Consider the following 20554-nt stretch of genomic DNA (forward strand, 5'->3'; position numbering starts at 1 on the left):
GACCCGGACACCATGCGAGCTCCGAAATATCCGGGCCCGATACATCACCCGTGAATGCAAGTACACGGCATTCACCGGTGCTGCTGGCTTCTCGTGCATCGATACCCTTGCCGCCAGCGCCGAAAGCCGGGTTTCCGACCGTGCGTCCCATGGGCGTAAACCTTCCCAACCTGCTTCTGGGCTACCTGGGTTTGGCGCCTGGCGGTGCGCAAGCGATGCGCAAGTCCATGGATAGCGCGCGAGCGGCCGGCTTCACGCATGCTCGCTTCATCGCCAGCGGATACTGGCCCATGGACATGACCACCGGCAGCAGTTTCGTGAACAATCCGGGCGCATACATGGCTGCATTCGACGAACTGGTAATGGACGCAGAGGCACGGGGGCTTCGACTCGTTCCCAGCCTGTTATGGAATATCCACCTGTGGCCGGACATCAGCGGGGAACCCCTTTCTGCCCTTTTCACGCCAGGCTCCGAAACCCGTAGCCGAGCCGAGGCTTATGTTTCGACGGTCGTCCAGCGCTATGCAGGAAGGAACGTCATCCTCGCCTGGGAGATGGGCAACGAGTTCAACCTGGCCGCCGATATGGACGTCTCGCGTTGCAGCGTGTGTCCCGAAGATGGCGCGGCGAACGCATGCGGCAATCTGTCGCCGAACCGTGGTACGCCGTGCCGCAGAACAGCAGCAGACAACATTTTTTCCTGCAACGGTTGCCGAGGCGTCAATACGGTCGTGCAAGACCTCGGCACATTCACTGCATCCATGGCGGCACTGGTTCACACGCTGGACCCCGGAAAGCCGTTTTCATCCGGCAACGCACACCCCCGGCCTGCTGCGTGGCACCTCTCACGCCACCCGTGCCCTCATTGCGACATGACACCGGATTCACCGGCTCAATATGCAGAGGCCCTGATGCAGCTTCATCCTTCGGGAGTGGACTGGATCAGTGTGCACCATTACCCGGGAAAAGGCCGGTTTGGTGACACCGATACGACGGGTGAGCCGCTTCTCCATGTGGCACAGGCAGCGGCGCAGAAGGCGGGTCGCAAGCTCTTCGTAGGCGAATACGGTGAAGCACGTGCCGGAAGCGTAAGTTGCATCCAAAATGCCCCGTGCAACGGCGACCCCGCTTCGGTTTTCACGCGTCACGTCGTGACCACCATCGTCGACGAAAACGTACCATTCAGCGCTGTCTGGGCATGGGATTTTTTCCAGGCCTGCCCCGACGTTCCTACTTGCATGACCATCCTCCCGTCCGACCCTGTCGCCGACTGGCTGCAGCTATATCAGACTGCGGCCGGGTCGTGTGAGAACGCGGCGGAAGGCGCAGCGTGTCCGGTCGGACGTTGCCGTTCCGGACGCTGCAAATCCGTACCAGTTCTGGAAACATCCTTTGCCACGGGGATTCCCGACGGCTGGCGTCATTGGAGCGATTGCTCTGGGTGCACCCCGTCCACATTCTCTGCAGCACTGGCTGACGGAACTCAGGCGATGACCCTGGCCACACAAGACCTTCCCTGCAGCAGTGCTTCCGGCTGCGAACATCCAGGGGCTTATGTGATGTCTCCCGCGGCACCTGCAATGCCAGGCCGACTGATGGTGTACGGCGCCTTCCTTTCCACCACGCAGTCAACTGTCGATGTACTTGCACTCAACACCTCGGGCGTCGAGATCGCGGCACTGGCGGTGGAGATTCCTGTCTCCTCCAAGTGGACCACGCGCGGCGGCGTGGTAACGCTCCCTTCGGAAACCGTACAAATACGTCTACGACTGAAGCTTGCCGCGCCGCATGCCACGGTCACCCTGAATAGGCTGCGAGCAGACTGGAGACCATGAGTGCATGGCTTCCAACTGCACCCTGCACAATGATCACATGGAGCAGATGCCTGCCATTACAGTCTGAGTATGTTGGATTTTTCGATATCCCTTACCAGAAACTCCTTGGCGTTCTCTGCAACGAAATCCTCTTCGTCAGCGCTGAGCAGGTTTACCCTTTCTTTGTTCAGCTGCTCCGACCTGGCAATGACTGCATTGGCCCTCTCCCATCCGTCGGCATCGAGCACCAATCCCAGCGTCGAAAAAATCACGTTCAGTCTGTCATGGTTCAAGAATACACTTTCATAATCCACACATTTTATATTGTATCCCTTCCTGATGGCCTCTCTGGTCAAAAACAAGGAACGGTTCCACTCCATCACCGCAGCACGGAAGTTCTTGTCGGCCGGCCAATTATTCCTTTCAGTAACGCGTCCCTGATACGAAGAAGCAACTTCCCGGATATTCCGATATATGAAAAAAACAACCGCATCACGAAATATCTGAAAAATCTCGTCATAACACTCATACAACTCCGGCCTTTTATCACCAATGTAAATGCATGAATCGAATTTCTCCCTTATTTTCCTGTCATGGCGGTGGAATTCATCGAAATTCCCGTAGAACGTATCGCCATCCCGGACATCGAAAAATCTTTCCTTTTCAAAATGTTCCGGTGTCAAAGAAAAACTGCCCTTGCTTTCCAGGTGACCGAACCTTTCCATCCCCATGACGATGTCATCGCTCGCGGAGAGAAGCTGCGCCAGCGCACCGGTTCCCGATCTGGCGCAGCCGGCCACAAAAATGAATTTTTTCATGTATCGATAATCCCGATGATCAGTTTTTTGCAAACCCGAATCACATCGATCCATGCAATCGGTCGATGGCTCGCCTGACTCCTGTCATGCCGCTGGAATCTTCCGCAACGCGTCCAGTATCGGTTTTACCGCGGCCAGCGGCACGTGCACTTCATGGCTGTTGACCGGCTTGCCGTCGACGCCGAGCCGCATGAACTGCAGCCGCGCCACGCCATTGTGAATCGCGATGGCACTGACGCCGTCGACCAGAAAAGTGGGTTGCGCTCCCTGCATGATCAATTACCTCGCATATGCATATGAATCTGGTGGCCCACCCTGATCAGCGGCAGGCCAGCGTCCGATTGTCGGTGGTGGTGAATATCTCTGCTTCCTGCAGCGCCGCCTGCATGTCCGCGACGCCGCTCTTCATGTCGTAGTGTTGCGCTGCGAAACGATGGGCGCGCTGCGACATCGCCGCCCAGGCCGATGCGTCCTCGTGCAGGCGTCGGATCGCATCCACCCAGTCGGCAGGCGTACGCGCGACCACGGCCTCGACTCCGTCACCAAACGCGATCCCTTCCGCCGCCACCGGTGACAACACGCAAGGCACGCCCTGTGCCAGCGCACCGATCACCTTGCCCTTGATGCCCGCTCCGCTCTGCAGCGGTGCGATGAAGACACGACAGGTGGAATAGACCTCCGCGACGTCCGCAACCCAACCCTCGAGGACCACGTCGTCGTGCTCGGCGCTCAGCGTGCGCAGCGCCTTCGGGGCGTTGCTGCCGTAGAGCCGCAGCCGCACGCCCGGCAAGGCCGCGCGCAAGGCCGGCATCACTTCGCGCACGAACCATTCGACTGCCTCGAGGTTTGGCGCGTGGTTGTAGCCGCCAAGGAAAGCCACGTCGCGACGCGACGGAAAAGGCGCCACTGCCGCAACGGTTTCACACACCCAGGGACATTTCGCAACTTTCGTGGAGTCGAGGTTGTGCGACAGGATCACTGCCTTCTCGACATCGGTATACGACAGCACCAGATCGACCTTGCGCATCGTTTCAAGTTCGGAATCACGTGTTTCGACCGCACGTGCGATGGCTTCCGGGTTGCCGCTGTTCAGTGCGGCCCGGAGTTCACGCAGGAAATGCAGGTCTGCATTCATCAGCACGATCCGGGCATCGGGTGCGTGCCGGCGGATATGGTCGACGCATTCGCGGGCGACGTAATAGCGCGTGATATAGATGAGGTCGAACTCCGCTCCGCGGCGCTCGATGAGCTCGTTGACGCTGACGGCGAACGGCGCGTAGACAGTCTCGATACCCATGCGCTGCAGATCGTCCGTATAGCGCCCCATGTACGCCATGTTCTGGGCGACGAAGGTGCACTTGAAGCCCAACGCCTGCAGCATGCGCATTTCCTGGATCGCCGCATAGCTGCCGGCGTTCTGGTCGGGCATCGGTGTCTCGGCATCGATCACCAGCGCACGGAACTCGACGTTGCGGTCCTTGTGCAACTCGAGGTCCACACCCTCCTTGCCGTTGTTGCGGCACGCAGCGATCCAGCGGCTCTTGAACTTCGGCCGGTTGATTTCCTGGAAGCGCTTCATGCCGGAAGTCACGCTGGTTCCGCTGCTGACACCCTCGAAATGGATGATCTGCGCGTAAGGCACGTACACCGTCTTGTAACCGCGTTCACGCACCTGGAATGCGAGATCGGTATCCTCGAAATACGCGGGGACGTACGTCTCGCTGAAACCACCGATCTCGTTCCATAACGAGATCGGAAGCATCACGCACGCGCCCGACAGATAATCCGTCTGACGCGCATAGCAGAAGCGTGGATCGTGTGGATTGGCACGACGACCGTAGTTCCACGGGTTGCCGCTGCTCCAGACGATGCCTCCCGCTTCCTGCAGCGTGCCATCGGGGTACAGGAGTTTCGCTCCCGTCATGCCCACGCCGTCGAAGTGCTCGAAGGCCCACAACAGCTCGTCGAGCCAACCCGGCGTCACCTCGGTGTCGTTGTTCAACATCACGATATATTCGCCGCGCGCCTGCGATCCACCGCGGTTGCACGCGCGCACGAAGCCGACGGCATCCTCGTTGCGCAGGTACTGCACGCCCTGCACCAGTTCGGGAATGCGCGTGGTGTCGTCGCTCGATCCGTCATCGACGAGGATCAGCTCGAAACTCGCCTCGTTGGGCGCCACCAGCAGCGACAGCAGGCAGTGGTAGGTGACGTGAAACTTGTTGTGCATCGGGATCACGATCGAAACCCGTGGAGCCGCCTCGGGCGGAAACACCAGGGGATCGAAGTCACGGTCGGTTTCGCTGAAACCGCGTACCAGTTTTGCGTGCGCACGCTGCAGCTGCGCGATACGCAAACCGAGCTCGGCCTGGTCTGCGACGCGTGCAGGCAGCACCTCCAGCGAGCGGGTCAGCGCCTGGTAGCGAAAGCCGGCGGCCATCGCCAGCGTCGGCTTCATGCCCTCGCGCGCGTAACGCAGCAACGCCTCTTCCGGTGTCGCCTGGTACGGCATGATCAGCGCCGCCGTCCCCAGCGCGACCGGCTCGCCGACGAGCCGCACCAGGAACCCGTGCGGACGTCCATCGAAGACGCTGGCCGGAAGAGGCACATGGAAACGCACCCGACCTGCCTCGGCGCTGTCGTACCAGCCGGTACCGGTGGCCAGCGACTTGCCGTCCTCGAACACTTCCACGGTCGACACGTCGGTCGTCGCGTCGTCCAGCCTGGCGTAGCCGACCAGTGCCGTGCCGTCGAGCACAATCTCGCCACGCACCGCACGTACACCCTCGAACGTCACCGGTGAGCCGATCAACTGGTAACCCGTGTGGAGTTCCCGCACCTCGACCGATCGCGACTTGCCATCGAGCATCACTTCGGGAATCAGGATGCTGAAACTGTGCTTGCCGTCACCTATGCCTGCGTCGAGCAGATCCTTGCGAAACCGTTCGGCTACACCGCGTGCTGCCTGCACGCCATCGGCCAGCACTTCGAATTCGATGCGCGCCGCAGGGTTGTTGCGATCACACAGCCAGCCCGTGATCATCCGTGGTCCGCAACTGTCCAGAGCACCGCTGAACTGCGCCGCTGCGCCCTCGGCGGCATGGTCCTGCTCCTGGCCAGGTGCGTCGTGCCCTGCAGACGCCTTCACTGCAACCGGATCTGCCGGCTTCACGCTGGCACCAAGATTCACGGTCAAGACTTCTGGTTCGTTCATGGGCTCCCTGCACCTGCTGGCGTACTCATCACGAAGGGCCGCAAATGTCCTTTATTTATACGCGCTGCGTCAACCGTACCTCACGGCATGGCTCACGACCCTGCCATAACACCATTCCGGGCCGCCCGACTCATCCAGGACTATAATGCCGCCCGTCGCGGCAACCGGAGGCGCAACCCGCTCACGCCACATGAACGAAGCAGTCAAGGACGGCACCCTCGAGGTGCTCGATGGCAAGCCCGTGATCTTCTACGACGGGTACTGGATCCGCTACTACGCCCCACCCGAGAACTCGCTGCCCGAGAAGAAACGCCTGATCGACCAGATGACCAAGCGTGCCTTCCACCACACCGAAGACGGCATCAACACCCCCGGTCGCAAGCTGGCACGCGCGCGCGCCGCGTGGGAGACCGAAACCGACCCGACGCGCAAGCGCGTCAACGCAGCGATGCTGGCCGGTGCGCTGTTCAACCGCGCTACCGACGTGTTCACGACGATCGTCGAGCTCGCCGAGATGGGCGTGGAAATCAGCGTCGAGAACGAATTGATGAAGCAGTGCGGCGACTGCTTCAAGGAAGCGCTCGAACTCGGCCGCTTCGTGAAGCACTACAGCGGCGAAGAAGGCATCGACGAGCTGTGGGGAGAGCCGTTCAAGGCCTTTACGCTGCCGCTCGCGACCGTGTACGAAAGTCGCTACATGAAGATCGCACGCGCCATGCGCGACATCGACGGGCTTGCCGACAGGATGGAGCAGGTGTTCGCGCCGTTACCCGGTTTCGATGGCTTTGCGGAGCGCATCCACGAACTCGCCGCCGCTGCCAAGCTGGAGGCGGAGACGATGAAGAGCGATCCGGTGATCTTCCGCGTCTGGCCGCGCTTCGTCGCCGCGTGCGAGGCGGTGCTCGACTTCCGCCCGCAATTGCCCGCGCAGCCGACCGAACGCGATCTGCGCGATGCGGACGAAGCGGTACGCATCATCTGCGAAGGCAAGCAGGTGATCGAATACCTGGCCGGTGCGCGCGTGCCGATGCCGAAGACCACCGCGGCTTACCATCGCCGCTGCGAGGAGTTTCGCGACCGCATGCTCGGCTACGACAGCGACCCTGCGACTTGATGCTCATCCTCGCCTTCCATCGCTCGCTCTCATCCTCTCTTGCCAACTGGCTCCATCACGCCGGCCTGGACATGGGGCATTACCTGATGCCGCCGGCCGTCTCCAATCCCGAAGGCCACCATGAAGACATGCTGCTGGTCGACCTGCACGACCGGCTGCTGCGCATGAACGGTACCGACTGGCGCTTTCACGATTCTGCTCCGTTTGACCCAGCGATCCGGCAGGATCTGCTGCAACGCTACGTGGAACATCGCACCGCCACGACAGCCGGCCCGTGGGGCATGAAGGATCCGCGCACCTGCCTGTTCCTGCCCGCCTGGCGACAGGTTCTCGGTACGCAGGGACGCTACCTGGTGCTGCTGCGGCACTGGAGTGGCAGCGTGCAATCGCTTTACCGTCGCCATAGCCAGGCACTGGCAGTCGGGAGTGGCAACACCATGCTGCACGCCAGCTTCTGGCAGCAACCCGAGCAGGCCGCGCGGATGTGGCTTGCCTGCCAGCGCCGCGTGTTGGCGTTACTGGAACACGCCCGTGAGCAATGTCTCGTCGTGACCCAGCAGGCACTGCTCGCCGGGCTGCCGGTCATCGACAGCATCAACACACGATTCGGCCTGGCACTGAACCCGCAAACACCGTCCCCGATTCGCCACTCGCTGGCACACGACCGCATGGAAGAGAGCATCCGCGAACGGCTGTCGCCCGCATTGCTCGATCAGCTCGAAGCGCTGTGGCAACGGTTGCTGCAAGCCGCCGATCATCGCGCCGGGAACGAATCGCCCTGCTGGGTTCCAGACCGGAGCGAATCAGCGCAGGAACTCCTGCAGGTGGCCAGCACGCAATCCGCCACTGCGGCCCCGACGCTTCTCACGGGCAACCTGCAACGACGACTCAAGACGCTTGCCGATGATCCCGCACTGCCGCTCGACACCGCCCACTGGCAGCAGCGGATCGAGCATGAAGCACGCTTCGTCCCGGAATGCTGGGAGCTTCTCGGCCGTGCACAGCTCAGCCGTGGCGACGCATTGGGCGCCGAACGGCATCTGACCCGGGTGCTGCTCTGTGGCCGGTCGCCGGCCTATCTTTTCCACCTGCTCGGCACCTGTCGCGAAGCAGAACTGGATCACGAAGGAGCGGAACACTTCCATCGTCAGGCGATTGCACGCAACGACGGGAATCCTGCTTTCCATGTGCACCTGTGCCGGTTGTGGCTCACCGAAGGGCGCTACGAAGAGGCCGAACATCATTTGATCGAAGCGCTGCTGCGCCATCCTGGCAAACCGCCTCTGCTGCACGCACTCGCCACCTGCCTTGACCAACAGGGCCAGACATCGCGGGCAATCGCATTGCTGGAGCAGCAGCCGGCACTGCCCCTGTTGCTGAACCGCCAACTGCTCGCTCTGCGCATGAAACAGGATCCCGTGCGTGCCGAGGCGCTGCAGGCGCCGCTGGATCGGGCGTCCGCCGCCACTGCCGAAACACAGCGCGCCGTGATACAGGCGCTGGCGAGCATCGATGACACGGTCGCACGTCATGACCTGGCGCGACGCATCGCCCTCGTATGGAAGAGCCTCGACGTTGCCATGGACCCGTCTGCGACTCGGGGCTGCGGCGCACCGGCAAGCAGCGAGAATGATTGATTTTCCCGCGATATCCGGCCACACCGTCGCGTAAAATGCGCCCCCCTTTCCCTGCGAGGCCACCCATGAGCCAACCCAAAGTCGGATTCGTCAGCCTCGGCTGCCCGAAGGCACTGGTCGATTCCGAACGCATCCTCACCCAGTTGCGCCTCGATGGTTACGGCGTGGTGCCGACCTACGAGGACGCCGACATCGTCGTGGTCAATACTTGCGGCTTCATCGACAGCGCGAAGCAGGAGTCGCTGGACGCGATCGGCGAGGCGATCCGCGAGAACGGACGTGTGATCGTGACCGGCTGCATGGGCGCGATCGCCGAGGAAATCACGCGCGTGCACCCGCAGGTGCTGAGCGTCAGCGGGCCGCAGGCCTACGAGGTCGTGGTCAGCGCAGTGCACCAGCACGTGCCGGCGCCAGCGCGCGAGCACGACCCTTTCGTCGACCTGGTTCCGCCGCAGGGCGTGAAACTCACGCCGCGGCATTACGCGTACCTGAAGATCTCCGAAGGCTGCAACCATCGCTGCAGCTTCTGCATCATTCCGCAACTGCGCGGTGATCTGGTGAGCCGGCCGATCGGCGAGGTCATGGAGGAAGCCGAGCGGCTGGTCAAGGCGGGCGTGCGCGAGCTGCTGATCATCTCGCAGGACACCAGTGCCTACGGCGTGGACCTGAAATACCGCACCGGCTTCTGGCAGGGGCGGCCACTGAAGACGCGGATGCTGGAGCTGTGTCGCGCACTCAGTGAGCTCGGCGTCTGGGTACGCCTGCACTACGTCTACCCGTATCCGCACGTCGACGACATCGTGCCGCTGATGGCCGAAGGCAAGATCCTGCCGTACCTCGACATCCCGTTCCAGCACGCCAATCCGCGCATCCTGAAGCGGATGAAGCGCCCCGGAACCGCCGAAGGCATGCTGGAGCGCATCGCCGGGTGGCGTGCGATCTGCCCCGACCTGACGCTGCGCAGCACCTTCATCGTCGGCTTCCCGGGCGAGACCGAGGCCGAATTCGAGGAATTGCTGGATTTTCTCGACGACGCGGAGCTCGATCGCGTCGGCTGTTTCCGTTACTCGCCGGTCGACGGAGCGGCGGCGAACGCGCTTCCCGACCCGGTGCCCGAGGAAGTGAAGGAGGATCGCTGGCAGCGCCTGATGGAGCTGCAGGCCGAGATCAGTGCTGACCGGTTGCAGGCGAAGGTCGGCCGCGAAATCGACGTGATCGTCGACACCGTCGAGGATGACGGTGCCTGCGCACGTTCGAGTGCCGACGCTCCCGAAATCGACGGCATCGTGCACCTGCGCGAAGCCGACGGACTGAACGCCGGCGATATCGTGCGCGTGCGCATCGAAAGCGCCGACAACTACGACCTGTGGGCGGTGCCGGTGGCACGATGAACCTGCTGCTGCTCGCGCCCGATGAGCTGCGCGAGCCGGAGCTGGCGGCAGTTGCGCTGGCGCGCTACCCGCAACGCGCTGGCCTGTGGCCGCCTGCGCCAGGGAGGCGTCTGCGGGTCGGTCTGCGCAACGGTGCGCTCGGCGAGGGCGTGGTCGAGGCACTCGAAGAGGCTCGTGCACTGATCCGATTCCGACTCGACACCCCACCGCCGGCACCGTTGCCGCTGACGCTGGTACTGGCGCTGCCGCGTCCGAAGATGTTGCGCCGCGTGCTGCGCAGCGCCGCCGAGCTCGGCATCAAGCACATCTGGCTGGTCAACGCGTGGCGGGTCGACAAGAGCTACTGGCAGAGTCCGCTGCTGGCGCCGGCCGCCATCGACGGCTGGCTGCGCGACGGGCTCGAACAGGCGATCGACACCGTCGTGCCCGAAGTCGCGCTGCGCTCGCGGTTGAAGCCCTTCGTCGAGGACGAACTCCCGGCGATTGCCGCGAACACACGCGGCGTGATCGCGCATCCGGCGGCGGCCGCGCAGCTTGCTCCTGCGGGCAGCGAACCGGTGACGCTCGCCATCGGCCCTGAAGGCGGTTTCAGCGATTATGAGCTGCGTCTGTTCGATGGCGCGGGTTTCACATCCGCGTCGCTGGGATCGCGCGTGCTGCGGGTGGAAACCGCGCTGCCGGTGCTGGTCGCGAATCTGTTTCCCGCCTGTCGGTGATGCCAGCGCCCGTAGGTCGCCATTCATGGCGACGGGATTACCGTCGCCGTTCCTGTCGGGTTGAAATCCTGTCGGGTTGAAACCCGACCTACGTCATGTCGGGTTGAAACCCGACCCACAGCCTGCATTCGTAGGTCGCCATTCATGGCGACGGGAATGCCGTCGCCGTTCCTGTCGGGTTGAAATCCTGTCGGGTTGAAACCCGACCCACGTCATGTCGGGTTGAAACCCGACCTACGTCAGGCGGCGGAAGCCCGACCCACGTCTGGTGTTAGGATCTGCTTCGGGAAATGGACGGGGTAAACGGATGGTGAGCAACGACGACACGCGCCGCGTCTACAGCGTCTCGGAGCTGAACCGGCACAGCCGCGAACTGCTGGAAGCCGCGTTTCCATCGGTGTGGGTCGAGGGCGAGATCTCGAACTTCTCCGCTCCGAGTTCCGGCCACTGGTACTTCACGCTGAAGGACGAACAGGGGCAACTGCGCTGCGCGATGTTCCGCAACCGCAACGCGCGCACACGCCTGCGTCCGCGCCACGGCGAACGGGTGCTCGTGCGCGGCACGGTCAGTCTGTACACCGCACGCGGCGAGTACCAGATGATCGTCCAGGAAATCGAGGCTGCCGGCGCCGGCGCTCTGCAGCGTGCGCTCGAGGCACTGCGCGCGCGCCTGGCCGCCGAGGGCCTGTTCGCACTGGAGCGCAAGCGTGCGCTGCCGCGTTTTCCGACGCACCTCGGCGTGATCACCTCTGCAACCGGCGCCGCGCTGCACGATATCCTGACCGTGCTGCGCCGCCGCTACCCCTCACTGCTCGTCAGTGTGTTGCCGGTTGCGGTGCAGGGCGAAGGCGCCGGCGCGCAGATCGCCGCCGCGATTCTCAGCGCGAACCGCTGGGCAGCCACACTGGATCCACCACTCGACGTGCTGATCGTTGGCCGTGGCGGGGGGTCGCTCGAGGATCTGTGGGCGTTCAACGAGGAGATCGTCGCCCGCGCGATCCACGCCAGCGCGCTCCCCGTGATCAGCGCGGTCGGACATGAAACGGACTTCACGATAGCGGATCTGGTCGCCGACGTACGCGCGCCTACCCCGTCGGCCGCAGCCGAGCTGCTGGCGCCCGATCGGGCCCAGTTGCTGCGCACACTCACCGCCACCCGTCAGCGCCTGCTGCAACTGGCGCGGCGCGAACTCACTGCTCACACGCAACGACTCGAGTGGCTGAGCCGCCGCCTGCGTCACCCGGGCAGCCGGTTGCGCGAGCAGGCGCAACGGCTGGACGAACTGGAGCTGCGCCTGCGCACTGCGATCGGTCACCGGCTGGCACACGCGCAGGCACGGCTTGCACAGGTGCAGACCACCCTCACCGCACAGTCACCCGAACGCCGTCTCGATGTGCGCGAGCGCAGCGTCGAACACCTCGGCAGGCGCCTCAAGACCGGCATTCGCCACCAGCTCGCGGCACGCGAAGCACGTTTTGCCAGCCTCGCACACCTGCTCGCCTCGCTCAGCCCGCTGGCCACCCTCGCACGCGGCTACGCGATCGTCAGCGACAGCGCCGGCCACGTGTTGTGCGAGGCGCATGAGGTCACGGTGGGGCAGCGCGTACGGGCGCGCCTGGCACACGCGACGCTCGACTGCACGGTCGACGCGATCGAAACACAGGCCACAGGCCTGAGTGCCGCCACGAATGGCGACCTACGAATGCAGACCGTAGGTCAGGCTTCAGGCACCTGACGTAGGTCGGGCTTCAGCCCGACATAACGTAGGTCGGGTTTCAACCCGACAGGATTTCACCCCGACAGGAACGGGCGACGACATTCCCGTCGCCATGAATGGCGACCTACGAATACAGACCGTAGGGCGGGTTTCAGGCACCTGACGTAGGTCGGGCTTCAGCCCGACATGATGTAGGTCGGGTTTCAACCCGACAGGATTTCAACCCGACAGGAACGGGCGACGGCATTCCCGTCGCCATGAATGGCGACCTACGAATGCAGGCTGTGGGTCGGGTTTCAACCCGACATGACGTAGGTCGGGTTTCAACCCGACAGGATTTCAGCCCGACAGGAACGGCGACGGCAATCCCGTCGCCATGAATGGCGACCTACGAATACAGAGGTCGGCACGCAGCAGCCGCGTCGGCGTCGACGACAAACCAGAAGCGCCGATGCCGGATGCGCCAGCACTCGGGTGCGGCGAAGTGCCCGTCGCGCTCGACGCGCAGACGCACTGCGCCGTGCACGGACGTCTGCAACACGCGCGTGCCCGCGTCGCGGTAGCGCGCGAGCACCTGCGGATGCGGATGACCGAAGCGGTTGCCGTGACCGGCGGAGACCAGCGCGATGCCCGGACCAACCGCCGCGAGGAACGCCGCGCTGGAAGAACTGCGGCTGCCGTGGTGCGGCACCAGCAGCACATCGGCCTGAAGCAGTGCGGGGTCGTGCGTCAGCAACGACGATTCGGCTCGCGCCTCGATGTCGCCCGCGAGCAGGAACACATGACCGGATGTTTCGATGCGCAGCACGCAGGAGCCGTCGTTGTCGCTGGCGGCAAATCCCGACGGCGGATGCAGTACGCGAAATTCCACCCCGTCCCACGACCACGCTTCGCCACGCTCGCACGCACGGGCCTGCACGGACGCAGACAGCGGCGCACCGAGTACATCCGATGCCGGGTACGTCGCCAGCAAGCCGCTGGCACCACCGGCATGGTCGGTGTCGGCGTGGCTGAGCACCAGACGGTCGAGCGTGCGCACCCCGGCGGCGCGCAGCGCACCCGCGACGATCGCGCTGCCGGCATCGAAACGTTCGCTGAAGCGTGGCCCGGCGTCGTAGACCAGCGTATGCGCCGCAGTACGCACCAGCACCGAGGTACCCTGGCCGACGTCGAGCATCGTCAGTTCGAGTGCCGACGCGTTCTGACGCGCAGGCGCCAGCAAGGGCAGCAGCAGCGCCACTGCCGCAATACGGCCCGGAAAGCCGCGCGGCAGCACCAGCCATGCGCAGCCGAGCGCGGCCAGCGTCAGCCGCCAGCCATCGGTTGCCAGTGGGATGGCTGGCAGCGAACTTCCTGCGCGTGCGGCGAAGCGCAGCAGGACATCCAGCAGGTCCAGCCCGAGCAGCGCCAGTTTCAGTGGCAGCCACGCGACGGCATCACCCGCTGGCAGCACCAGGCAACCGAGCAGCGCGCTCGGCACGATCAGCAGGTCGGTGAGCGGGATCGCGACCGCATTCACCAGCGGTGCCAGCGGCGCCTGCGGCAGACCGAGGAACAGCAACGGGCACAGCAGCGCGAACGCGACCACCAGTTGCGGACGCCACAGCAACTCGATCCGCGAAGGCGCCGCGACGCGCCCGCCGTAGGCAAGCAGCAGCGCACCCACCGTGATGAAACTGAGCCAGAAGCCACTCTGCAGCGCCGCCAGCGGCTGCACCAGGAGCACCGCCAGCAGCGCGCTGGTGTAGGCGAGCCACGGCTGCAGCGTACGCTCGCGCAGCGCGTACAGGAATGCGATCGTGACCATCAGCAGCGCGCGCTGTACCGATACACCCATGCCGGCGAGCAGCGCATAGGCCAGCGTCGCCGGCAGCGCCGCCAGCACACCCCAACTGCGTGCGGGAAGGTACAGCAACAGCCTGGGGATGCGCCGCACCAGGCTGGTCGCAAGCGCGATCACCAGCATCGCGACCAGCGTGATATGCATCCCGCTGATCACCATCAGGTGCGTGGTGCCGGTGCGCGCGAACAGATCCCAGTCGGCGGGCGTGAAACGCGAGGCGTCGCCCAGCGTGACCGCCAGCAGCCGACCGAGTTGCGGCTCCTCACCGAAATGCCGTTCGAGCCGGGTGCGCAGGCCGTGCCGCCAACGGTCGGCTGCCACTTTGCAGTCGGTGTCGGCAAGCCGCCGGGGGGGCACCTTGGCGACGGCGTAGCCGGTGGCATCCACGCCCTGCCCCAGCAGCCACACCTGGTAATCGAGTCCGCCAGGGTTCACGAAGCCGCGCGGTGAACGCAGACGCAGGCGCATCGACCACACCTCGCCAGGGGCGAACTCGCCAACGCCGTACCAACTGAACTCGACACGGCGTCCCTGCCAGCGTGCAAATGGCCCTTGCGCCTGCGGCAACGGATCGAGAATGCGTGCGCGCAGCCGCCACTGCTCCCCACGCTCGCCGAGGCGCCGCTGCGGCAGGCCCTCGATGCACACCCGCACCGCCAGCTCGCTGCCGTCGAGCATCGGTGGCAGCGCGCGCGCCAGCGCCTCGTGCCCGCGCAGGCAGCCCCAGACCAGTCCGAGTCCCGCACAGCCGGCAATCCGCAGCCAGCGCTGCGGCGCACAGACCAGTGCGACGCTGCACGCCAGAACCGCCACCAGCACCCCGGCCTCCGGCAGTACGGGCAAACGGCTGACCACGACGATACCGGCCGCGCCGGCAAGCATCCCTGCGATCACGCGAGGTTCCCCTGTCCCTGGAGAAGTCGGCCGATCCACGCTCGCAAGCACCACCCCTACGGGCAGCGCAAGCGCGACTAACGGCAACGATGCCAGCGCCTGAGGGTCGCGCGATATGCGATGATTCGTCTCATGCCACGCCCTTTCATCCGCCGACTGTCGCCAGGACCGCCCGCAATCCCGATGCAGATGCCGATCGGCAGTGCGGGATTTGCGCTCGTCTGCAGCACGCCGGCCTGGGCGCTGGTGCGTGCACTGTGGTGTATCGGCGTGCAGCTCGAGTGGCAAGCGCGTCTGGCGTCACGGCGCCAGCCGTCGCAGCCCTCGCGGCAGGGCTGAGCAACACATGCCACGCCGGATGTTGCGTCGCATCCTGCCGCAGCCGCAGCACCTGGTCGCGCGACGCAGTCTGCGCCCGCTCGCCGCACTGCTGGATGACCCGGGGCTGTTCCATCTCAGCCGCCGCCCGGTTTCGCTGGCCATAGCCGTCGGCGTGTTTGTCGGGCTGCAACCGCTGCCGATGCACATGCTGATCGCGGCAGCGGCAGCACTGCGCCTGCGCTGCAACCTCACGCTGGCCGTGCTCACGGTGTGGATCTCCAACCCGCTGACGCTACCGCCGATCCTGTATGTCGAATACCTGCTGGGAACGAAGCTGCTCGGCCAGCCGGTTGGCCTGACGCTGGCGCATTTCGACGCGGATACGATTGCAGCCGAACTGTCTGCGATCTGGCAACCGCTGCTGCTCGGCAGCGTCATCAGCGGCATCACGCTCGCCACGGCGTGCTGGGCGCTGACCCGGCTCGCATGGCGCATCACGGTGCAGGCGCAATGGCGCGCGCGCCAACGCCGTCGCGCTCACTCGTAGCGCAACACCTCGGCAGGCTGCATACGCGCGGCGCGCCACGAGGGATAGAGTGTGGCGACGAAACTCATCGCGAGCGCCACACCGCAGACCTGGGCCACGTCCCGCCACGCCAGCGCAGACGGCAGATAGCTCACCGGATAGACCTCGGCCTTCAGGAACTGCACGCCAAGCACGCGCTCGAGCAACGCAACCGCATCGGTGACCCCGAGCGAGAGCAGCACACCGGCGAACCCACCGATCACGGCACCAGTCAGGCCGATCAAGGTGCCCTGGACGACGAACACCCCCATGATCGCGGCCGGACTCGCGCCGAGCGTGCGCAGGATCGCGATGTCGCCTTCCTTGTCCTTCACGATCAGGAACAGCGTCGAGACGACGTTGAACACCGCGACTGCGATGATCAGGAACAACAGGATGCCGACCATGTTGCGCGACAGGCGGATCGCCTCGTAGAGGTTGCCGTGGGTGCGCGTCCAGTCGAGTGCGTACACCTCGATGCCCAGCCCCTGCACCACCTCGTGCTGCACGCGCGGCGCGGCGAACAGATCCCGCACCTGGAAGCGGATGCCCTGTACCGTCTCCGGCGTACCGCGCAGGCGCATCGCCGTGTGCAGTCCGGTCAGCGCCAGCAGGTTGTCGACCTCGGTACCGGTGCGATAGATCCCGGCCAGCAGGACCCGACTGGTACGCGGCACCACCTGTCCCTGCGCATTCGTATCCGGCACCAGCAGCAGCAGGCTGTCGCCCACGGCGATCCCGAGCCGTTGCGCCTGCGATTCACTGACGATCACCCGGTCGGTCGAACCATCCAGCGCTTGCAGACTGCCCGACTGCAAATACGAACCGATCGTCGAGATACGCGCCTCCGCGCCCGGATCGGCGCCGTGCAGCAGCACCGGCATCACACGTCCGCGGTACATCAGCAGCGCCTGCAGATCGACGTACGGAGCCGCTGCGACCACGTCCGGATGGGCCTCGACCGCCGCAGCCAGGCCCTGCCAGTCGGTCAGTGGTGTCAGCGGCTGCAGCGACACGTGCGGCACCAGCGACAGGATGCGCTCGCGCAGCTCGCGATCGAAACCGTTCATCACCGACAGCACCACGATCAGCAAGGCCACGCCGAGCACCAGTCCGGTCGTGGAGACGCGGGAAATGAACGCGACCAGCGCACCGCGGTGCGAACTGCCCGCATAGCGCAGACCGATCCGCAACGCCAAACGCCACGCGGCACCCATTCAACGCCCCTCGTGCAGGCGGCCTTGCGCCAGCGTCAGCACGCGGTCCATGCGCCCCGCAAGCTGTGGGTCGTGCGTCACGATCACGAAGCTGGTACCCAGATCGCGGTTGAGTTCGTCCATCAGCGCGTGGATCTCGCCCGCGGTCGCCTGGTCGAGGTTACCGGTCGGTTCATCCATCAGTACGCAGCGCGGCGTGGTCACCAGCGCGCGTGCGATCGCGACGCGCTGGCGCTCGCCACCCGACAATTCGCCCGGCTTGTGCTGCAGGCGTTCCGCCAGCCCGACGCGCGCGAGCAGCTCGCCCGCCAGTGCGGCGGCCTTCACCGGTGCGTCGCCGCGGATCAGCAACGGCATTGCCACGTTCTCGAGCGCGTCGAACTCGCCGAGCAGGTGGTGGAACTGGTAGACGAAGCCTAGCGCCCGGTTGCGCAGCGTTCCCCGCTCACGCTCGCTGAGCGCGCTGATCACGCGCCCGTCGACCCGCACCTCGCCCGCATCCGGCAGGTCGAGCCCGCCGAGCATGTTCAGCAGCGTGCTCTTGCCAGAACCCGACTGCCCGACGATCGCAACCCGCTCGCCACGGCGCACCAGCAGATCGACACCATCCAGCACGCGCAGCAGACGCGGGCCCTCACGGTAGGATTTGCCGAGCCCCCGGCATTCGAGCACCGACGGACTGTTCTCGGCATCATTCATAACGCAGCGCCTCTGCAGGACCGATCCGCGCTGCACGGCGCGCCGGGTAGAGCGTGGCAAGTACCGCGAGGCACAGGCCACATGCCGTGATCAGCAGCACATCACCGGCCTGTACGTGCGAAGGGATGTAGCTGATGAAGTAGACGGTCGGGTCGAACAGACGAAAGCCGAACAATTGCTCGATCGCTGCCGTGACGGAACCGATGTACCAGGCAAGCGGCACACCCACGGCGAGCCCTGCGACCAGACCCGCCACGCCGATCAACGAGCCCTGCACACCGAACACCGCCATCACCTGCCCTGGCGAGGCACCCATCGTGCGCAGCACCGCGATCGCAGCGCGCTTCTCGGCCACGACCATTGTGAGGATCGACACGATATTGAATGCGGCGACCGCGACGATGACCATCAGCAGCAGCGTCACCATGCGCTTCTCCATGCGCACGGCGCTGAACAGGCTGCCTTGCGAAACGCTCCAGTCCTGCACGTCGAAGTCCGGACCAAGCCGGGCGGCGATGCGCTGGCGCACCTCGGGCGCACGTTCGGGATCGACCAGCGCAAGGCGGATACCCTGTACTCCACCGCCGGTGCGATAAAGACGTGCCGCATCGTCGAGATGGATCAGCGCGCTGGAAGCATCGACCTGGGCGCCTGCCGCGAAGATACCGACCACCTCGAAGCGGCGCATGCGCGGATACGCACCGGCCGGTGTCACGTTGAGTTCGGGCAGCAGCACCGTCAGGCTGTCACCGGTGCGCACCCCGAGCGAGCGCGCCAACAGATTGCCGATCACGATGCCGAAGCGCCCCGGACGCAGTGCCGCCAGCTCCCCCTCGCGCATGTAGCGCCCGACCGGCGAGACCTTCGCATCGCGTTCTGGCCGGATTCCGCTCAGCTCCACGCCGCGCACCACGCCCGGCGTGCTCAGCATCGCGGTACCACCGATGAACGGCGCGGCGGCGCTGACATCGGGGTCGTCTTCGAGCGTGCGGGCAAGTTGCTCCCAGTCCTGCAACGGCTGCGTCGCGTGCACCAGCACGTGCGGCACCAGCGAGAGGATGCGCAGGTGCAGCTCGCGGTCGAAGCCGTTCATCACCGACAGCACGACGACCAGCGCCATCACGCCGAGCGCAAAGCCACCGAGTGCCACCGCCGAGACCACGGAGATGAAGCGCGTGCGTCGCCGCGCGCGCACGTAGCGCAAGCCGATAAAGAGCGGGAGGGGACGAAACATCGCGGCATTTAAGCACAGATGCGCTGTCGGCATGAATGCCACGCCGACCTGCGAACATCCGTCGGCATGAATGCCGACCTACGTGTGGGTCGGGTTTCAATCCGGCATCCCCGTCGATGTGGGTCGGATTTCAATCCGGCATCCCCGTCGATGTGGGTCGGATTTCAATCCGACATCCCCGTCGATGTAGGTCGGATTTCAATCCGACATCCCCATCGATGTAGGTCGGATTTCAATCCGACATCCCCGTCGATGCAGGTCGGATTTCAATCCGGCATCCCCGTCGATGCAGGTCGGATTTCAATCCGACATCCCCGTCGATGCAGGTCGGATTTCAATCCGACCTTCCTGTCGGCATGAATGCCGACCTACACGGCTGGTGGCACGACGCCGTATACTGCGCCGGTCACGTTCTCGTCGAGGCGATGCAGCAACCGCCGTCATGCACAGCTCCACGAGCAACCAGCGCGATTTCTACCGCATCGACTGCCCGGTCGTGATCAGCCAGCACGCCGTCGGCGCACGTGTACCGCTGGGGCTGTCCGCAGACAGCCACTTCCCCGACAGTGAAGTGTTCGGCTTGCTGCGTGAGCTGCGGCGGCTGGATCATGAATCCAGCCATATGCTGCACGCAATCGGCGAAAAGGATCGCAACGTCGAGGCCTACCTCGGGCACCTGAACCGCAAGCTCGACCTGCTCGCGCGCCACCTGGTCTCGCTGACGCCGGGCGTCGCCGGCGGCAGCGAACAGACGGTCTCGCTCAGCGAGGGCGGCATCCTGTTCCATGCCGACCCGCCTCCTCCGCCCGGAACCGTACTGGCGATCCGCCTCACGCTGCTGCCGAACCGTGTCGGGCTCGCGGTCTACGGCAGCGTGGTGGCGGTCGGCAACGAGGAGCGCAACGTATCGGTACGCTTCGAGAGCCTGCAGGACGCCGACCGCCAGATCCTCGCGCGCCACGTGATGCAGGTACAGATGTCGCAGAAGCGTCGCAGTCGCGGCGGCTCGGTGGACCCGCAGGGTCGGGAGCGCTTTCCATGACCGCGAAGGTGCGGCTTCTGCCGCTGTTGCTGGCGCTGTGCGCATTCGGCGCGCATGCAGACGAACTGCGGATCCCGATCGGCAGCCAGGGGCATATCGAAGCATCCACGCTGCCGCCGCGCGGCACGTCGATGGAGCGGGTACGCACCGACTGGGGTGAACCGGAACTCCGGCACGACCCGGTTGGCCAGCCACCGATCACGCGCTGGGACTACCACGATTTCGCCGTCTATTTCGAATACCAGCACGTGGTCCGTGCGGTCGTGTTCCAGCGCCGCCAGGATCCACCGCAGACCACTCCGCCCGGGAACCCCTGAG

General features: G+C 64.9%; 17 protein-coding genes. 10 read left to right on the plus strand and 7 right to left on the minus strand.

Features of this window, described 5'->3' with window-relative positions; translation table 11 throughout:
• The first annotated feature begins 77 nt into the window (after positions 1–77).
• Positions 78–1835 (plus strand): hypothetical protein, encoded by a 1758-nt coding sequence (locus tag H7A12_08480; protein ID MCP5320845.1) that lies wholly within the window; start codon positions 78–80, stop codon positions 1833–1835.
• A gap of 56 nt (positions 1836–1891) precedes the next feature.
• Here the strand turns inward: H7A12_08480 and H7A12_08485 are convergent, their stop codons facing one another.
• The 3 genes from H7A12_08485 to H7A12_08495 all read right to left on the minus strand — a co-directional run bounded on the left by H7A12_08485 (position 1892) and on the right by H7A12_08495 (position 5846).
• Complete coding sequence (locus H7A12_08485; protein MCP5320846.1) at positions 1892–2632, minus strand: sulfotransferase; 741 nt, start codon at positions 2630–2632, stop codon at positions 1892–1894.
• Between the two features lie 84 nt (positions 2633–2716).
• Positions 2717–2905 (minus strand): hypothetical protein, encoded by a 189-nt coding sequence (locus H7A12_08490; GenBank protein MCP5320847.1) that lies wholly within the window; start codon positions 2903–2905, stop codon positions 2717–2719.
• A 46-nt stretch (positions 2906–2951) separates the two neighbouring features.
• Positions 2952–5846, minus strand: coding sequence for a glycosyltransferase (locus tag H7A12_08495; GenBank protein ID MCP5320848.1), 2895 nt, complete (start codon positions 5844–5846; stop codon positions 2952–2954).
• A 190-nt stretch (positions 5847–6036) separates the two neighbouring features.
• On the opposite strand from H7A12_08495, the gene H7A12_08500 reads away from it, so the two are divergent.
• The 5 genes from H7A12_08500 to H7A12_08520 all read left to right on the plus strand — a co-directional run bounded on the left by H7A12_08500 (position 6037) and on the right by H7A12_08520 (position 12439).
• On the plus strand, positions 6037–6960 hold the full coding sequence (locus H7A12_08500; protein MCP5320849.1) for a hypothetical protein: 924 nt from the start codon (positions 6037–6039) through the stop codon (positions 6958–6960).
• Positions 6960–8597, plus strand: a complete 1638-nt coding sequence (locus H7A12_08505; GenBank protein ID MCP5320850.1) for a tetratricopeptide repeat protein — start codon at positions 6960–6962, stop codon at positions 8595–8597. Before H7A12_08500 ends, H7A12_08505 begins: the two co-directional genes overlap by 1 nt.
• A 65-nt stretch (positions 8598–8662) precedes the next feature.
• Positions 8663–9988: a 30S ribosomal protein S12 methylthiotransferase RimO gene (gene rimO, locus H7A12_08510; GenBank protein MCP5320851.1), complete on the plus strand. Its 1326-nt coding sequence runs from the start codon at positions 8663–8665 to the stop codon at positions 9986–9988.
• Positions 9985–10704 carry a 16S rRNA (uracil(1498)-N(3))-methyltransferase gene (locus tag H7A12_08515; protein MCP5320852.1) on the plus strand — a complete coding sequence of 240 codons (720 nt, stop codon included), beginning with the start codon at positions 9985–9987 and terminating at the stop codon, positions 10702–10704. The genes rimO and H7A12_08515 overlap by 4 nt, the downstream gene beginning before the upstream one ends.
• Positions 10705–11011: 307 nt before the next feature.
• Positions 11012–12439 (plus strand): exodeoxyribonuclease VII large subunit, encoded by a 1428-nt coding sequence (locus H7A12_08520; GenBank protein ID MCP5320853.1) that lies wholly within the window; start codon positions 11012–11014, stop codon positions 12437–12439.
• Positions 12440–12809: 370 nt separating this feature from the next.
• Here the strand turns inward: H7A12_08520 and H7A12_08525 are convergent, their stop codons facing one another.
• Positions 12810–15158: a DNA internalization-related competence protein ComEC/Rec2 gene (locus H7A12_08525; GenBank protein MCP5320854.1), complete on the minus strand. Its 2349-nt coding sequence runs from the start codon at positions 15156–15158 to the stop codon at positions 12810–12812.
• Between the two features lie 132 nt (positions 15159–15290).
• Here H7A12_08525 and H7A12_08530 point away from each other — a divergent pair, with 132 nt between their 5' ends.
• Both H7A12_08530 and H7A12_08535 read left to right on the plus strand, forming a co-directional pair.
• Positions 15291–15497 carry a hypothetical protein gene (locus tag H7A12_08530; GenBank protein MCP5320855.1) on the plus strand — a complete coding sequence of 69 codons (207 nt, stop codon included), beginning with the start codon at positions 15291–15293 and terminating at the stop codon, positions 15495–15497.
• A gap of 7 nt (positions 15498–15504) precedes the next feature.
• Entirely contained in the window at positions 15505–16026 is a 522-nt protein-coding gene (locus tag H7A12_08535; protein ID MCP5320856.1) for a DUF2062 domain-containing protein, read from the plus strand.
• Here H7A12_08535 and H7A12_08540 read toward each other — a convergent pair.
• Genes H7A12_08540 through H7A12_08550 form a run of 3 tightly spaced genes read right to left on the minus strand, consistent with a single transcriptional unit; the run spans position 16017 to position 19194 of the window.
• A complete protein-coding gene (locus tag H7A12_08540) occupies positions 16017–17261 on the minus strand; it encodes a lipoprotein-releasing ABC transporter permease subunit (GenBank protein ID MCP5320857.1) in 1245 nt (414 codons plus the stop codon). The genes H7A12_08535 and H7A12_08540 overlap by 10 nt on opposite strands.
• A complete protein-coding gene (gene lolD / locus H7A12_08545) occupies positions 17262–17960 on the minus strand; it encodes a lipoprotein-releasing ABC transporter ATP-binding protein LolD (GenBank protein ID MCP5320858.1) in 699 nt (232 codons plus the stop codon).
• Entirely contained in the window at positions 17953–19194 is a 1242-nt protein-coding gene (locus H7A12_08550; protein ID MCP5320859.1) for a lipoprotein-releasing ABC transporter permease subunit, read from the minus strand. Before H7A12_08550 ends, lolD begins: the two co-directional genes overlap by 8 nt.
• Positions 19195–19636: 442 nt before the next feature.
• On the opposite strand from H7A12_08550, the gene H7A12_08555 reads away from it, so the two are divergent.
• Positions 19637–20236 (plus strand): PilZ domain-containing protein, encoded by a 600-nt coding sequence (locus H7A12_08555; protein ID MCP5320860.1) that lies wholly within the window; start codon positions 19637–19639, stop codon positions 20234–20236.
• On the plus strand, positions 20233–20553 hold the full coding sequence (locus H7A12_08560; GenBank protein MCP5320861.1) for a phosphodiesterase: 321 nt from the start codon (positions 20233–20235) through the stop codon (positions 20551–20553). Before H7A12_08555 ends, H7A12_08560 begins: the two co-directional genes overlap by 4 nt.
• Position 20554: the final 1 nt, after the last annotated feature.

The sequence above is a fragment of the Pseudomonadales bacterium genome, assembly GCA_024234165.1.
Lineage (GTDB): Bacteria > Pseudomonadota > Gammaproteobacteria > Pseudomonadales > UBA5518 > UBA5518.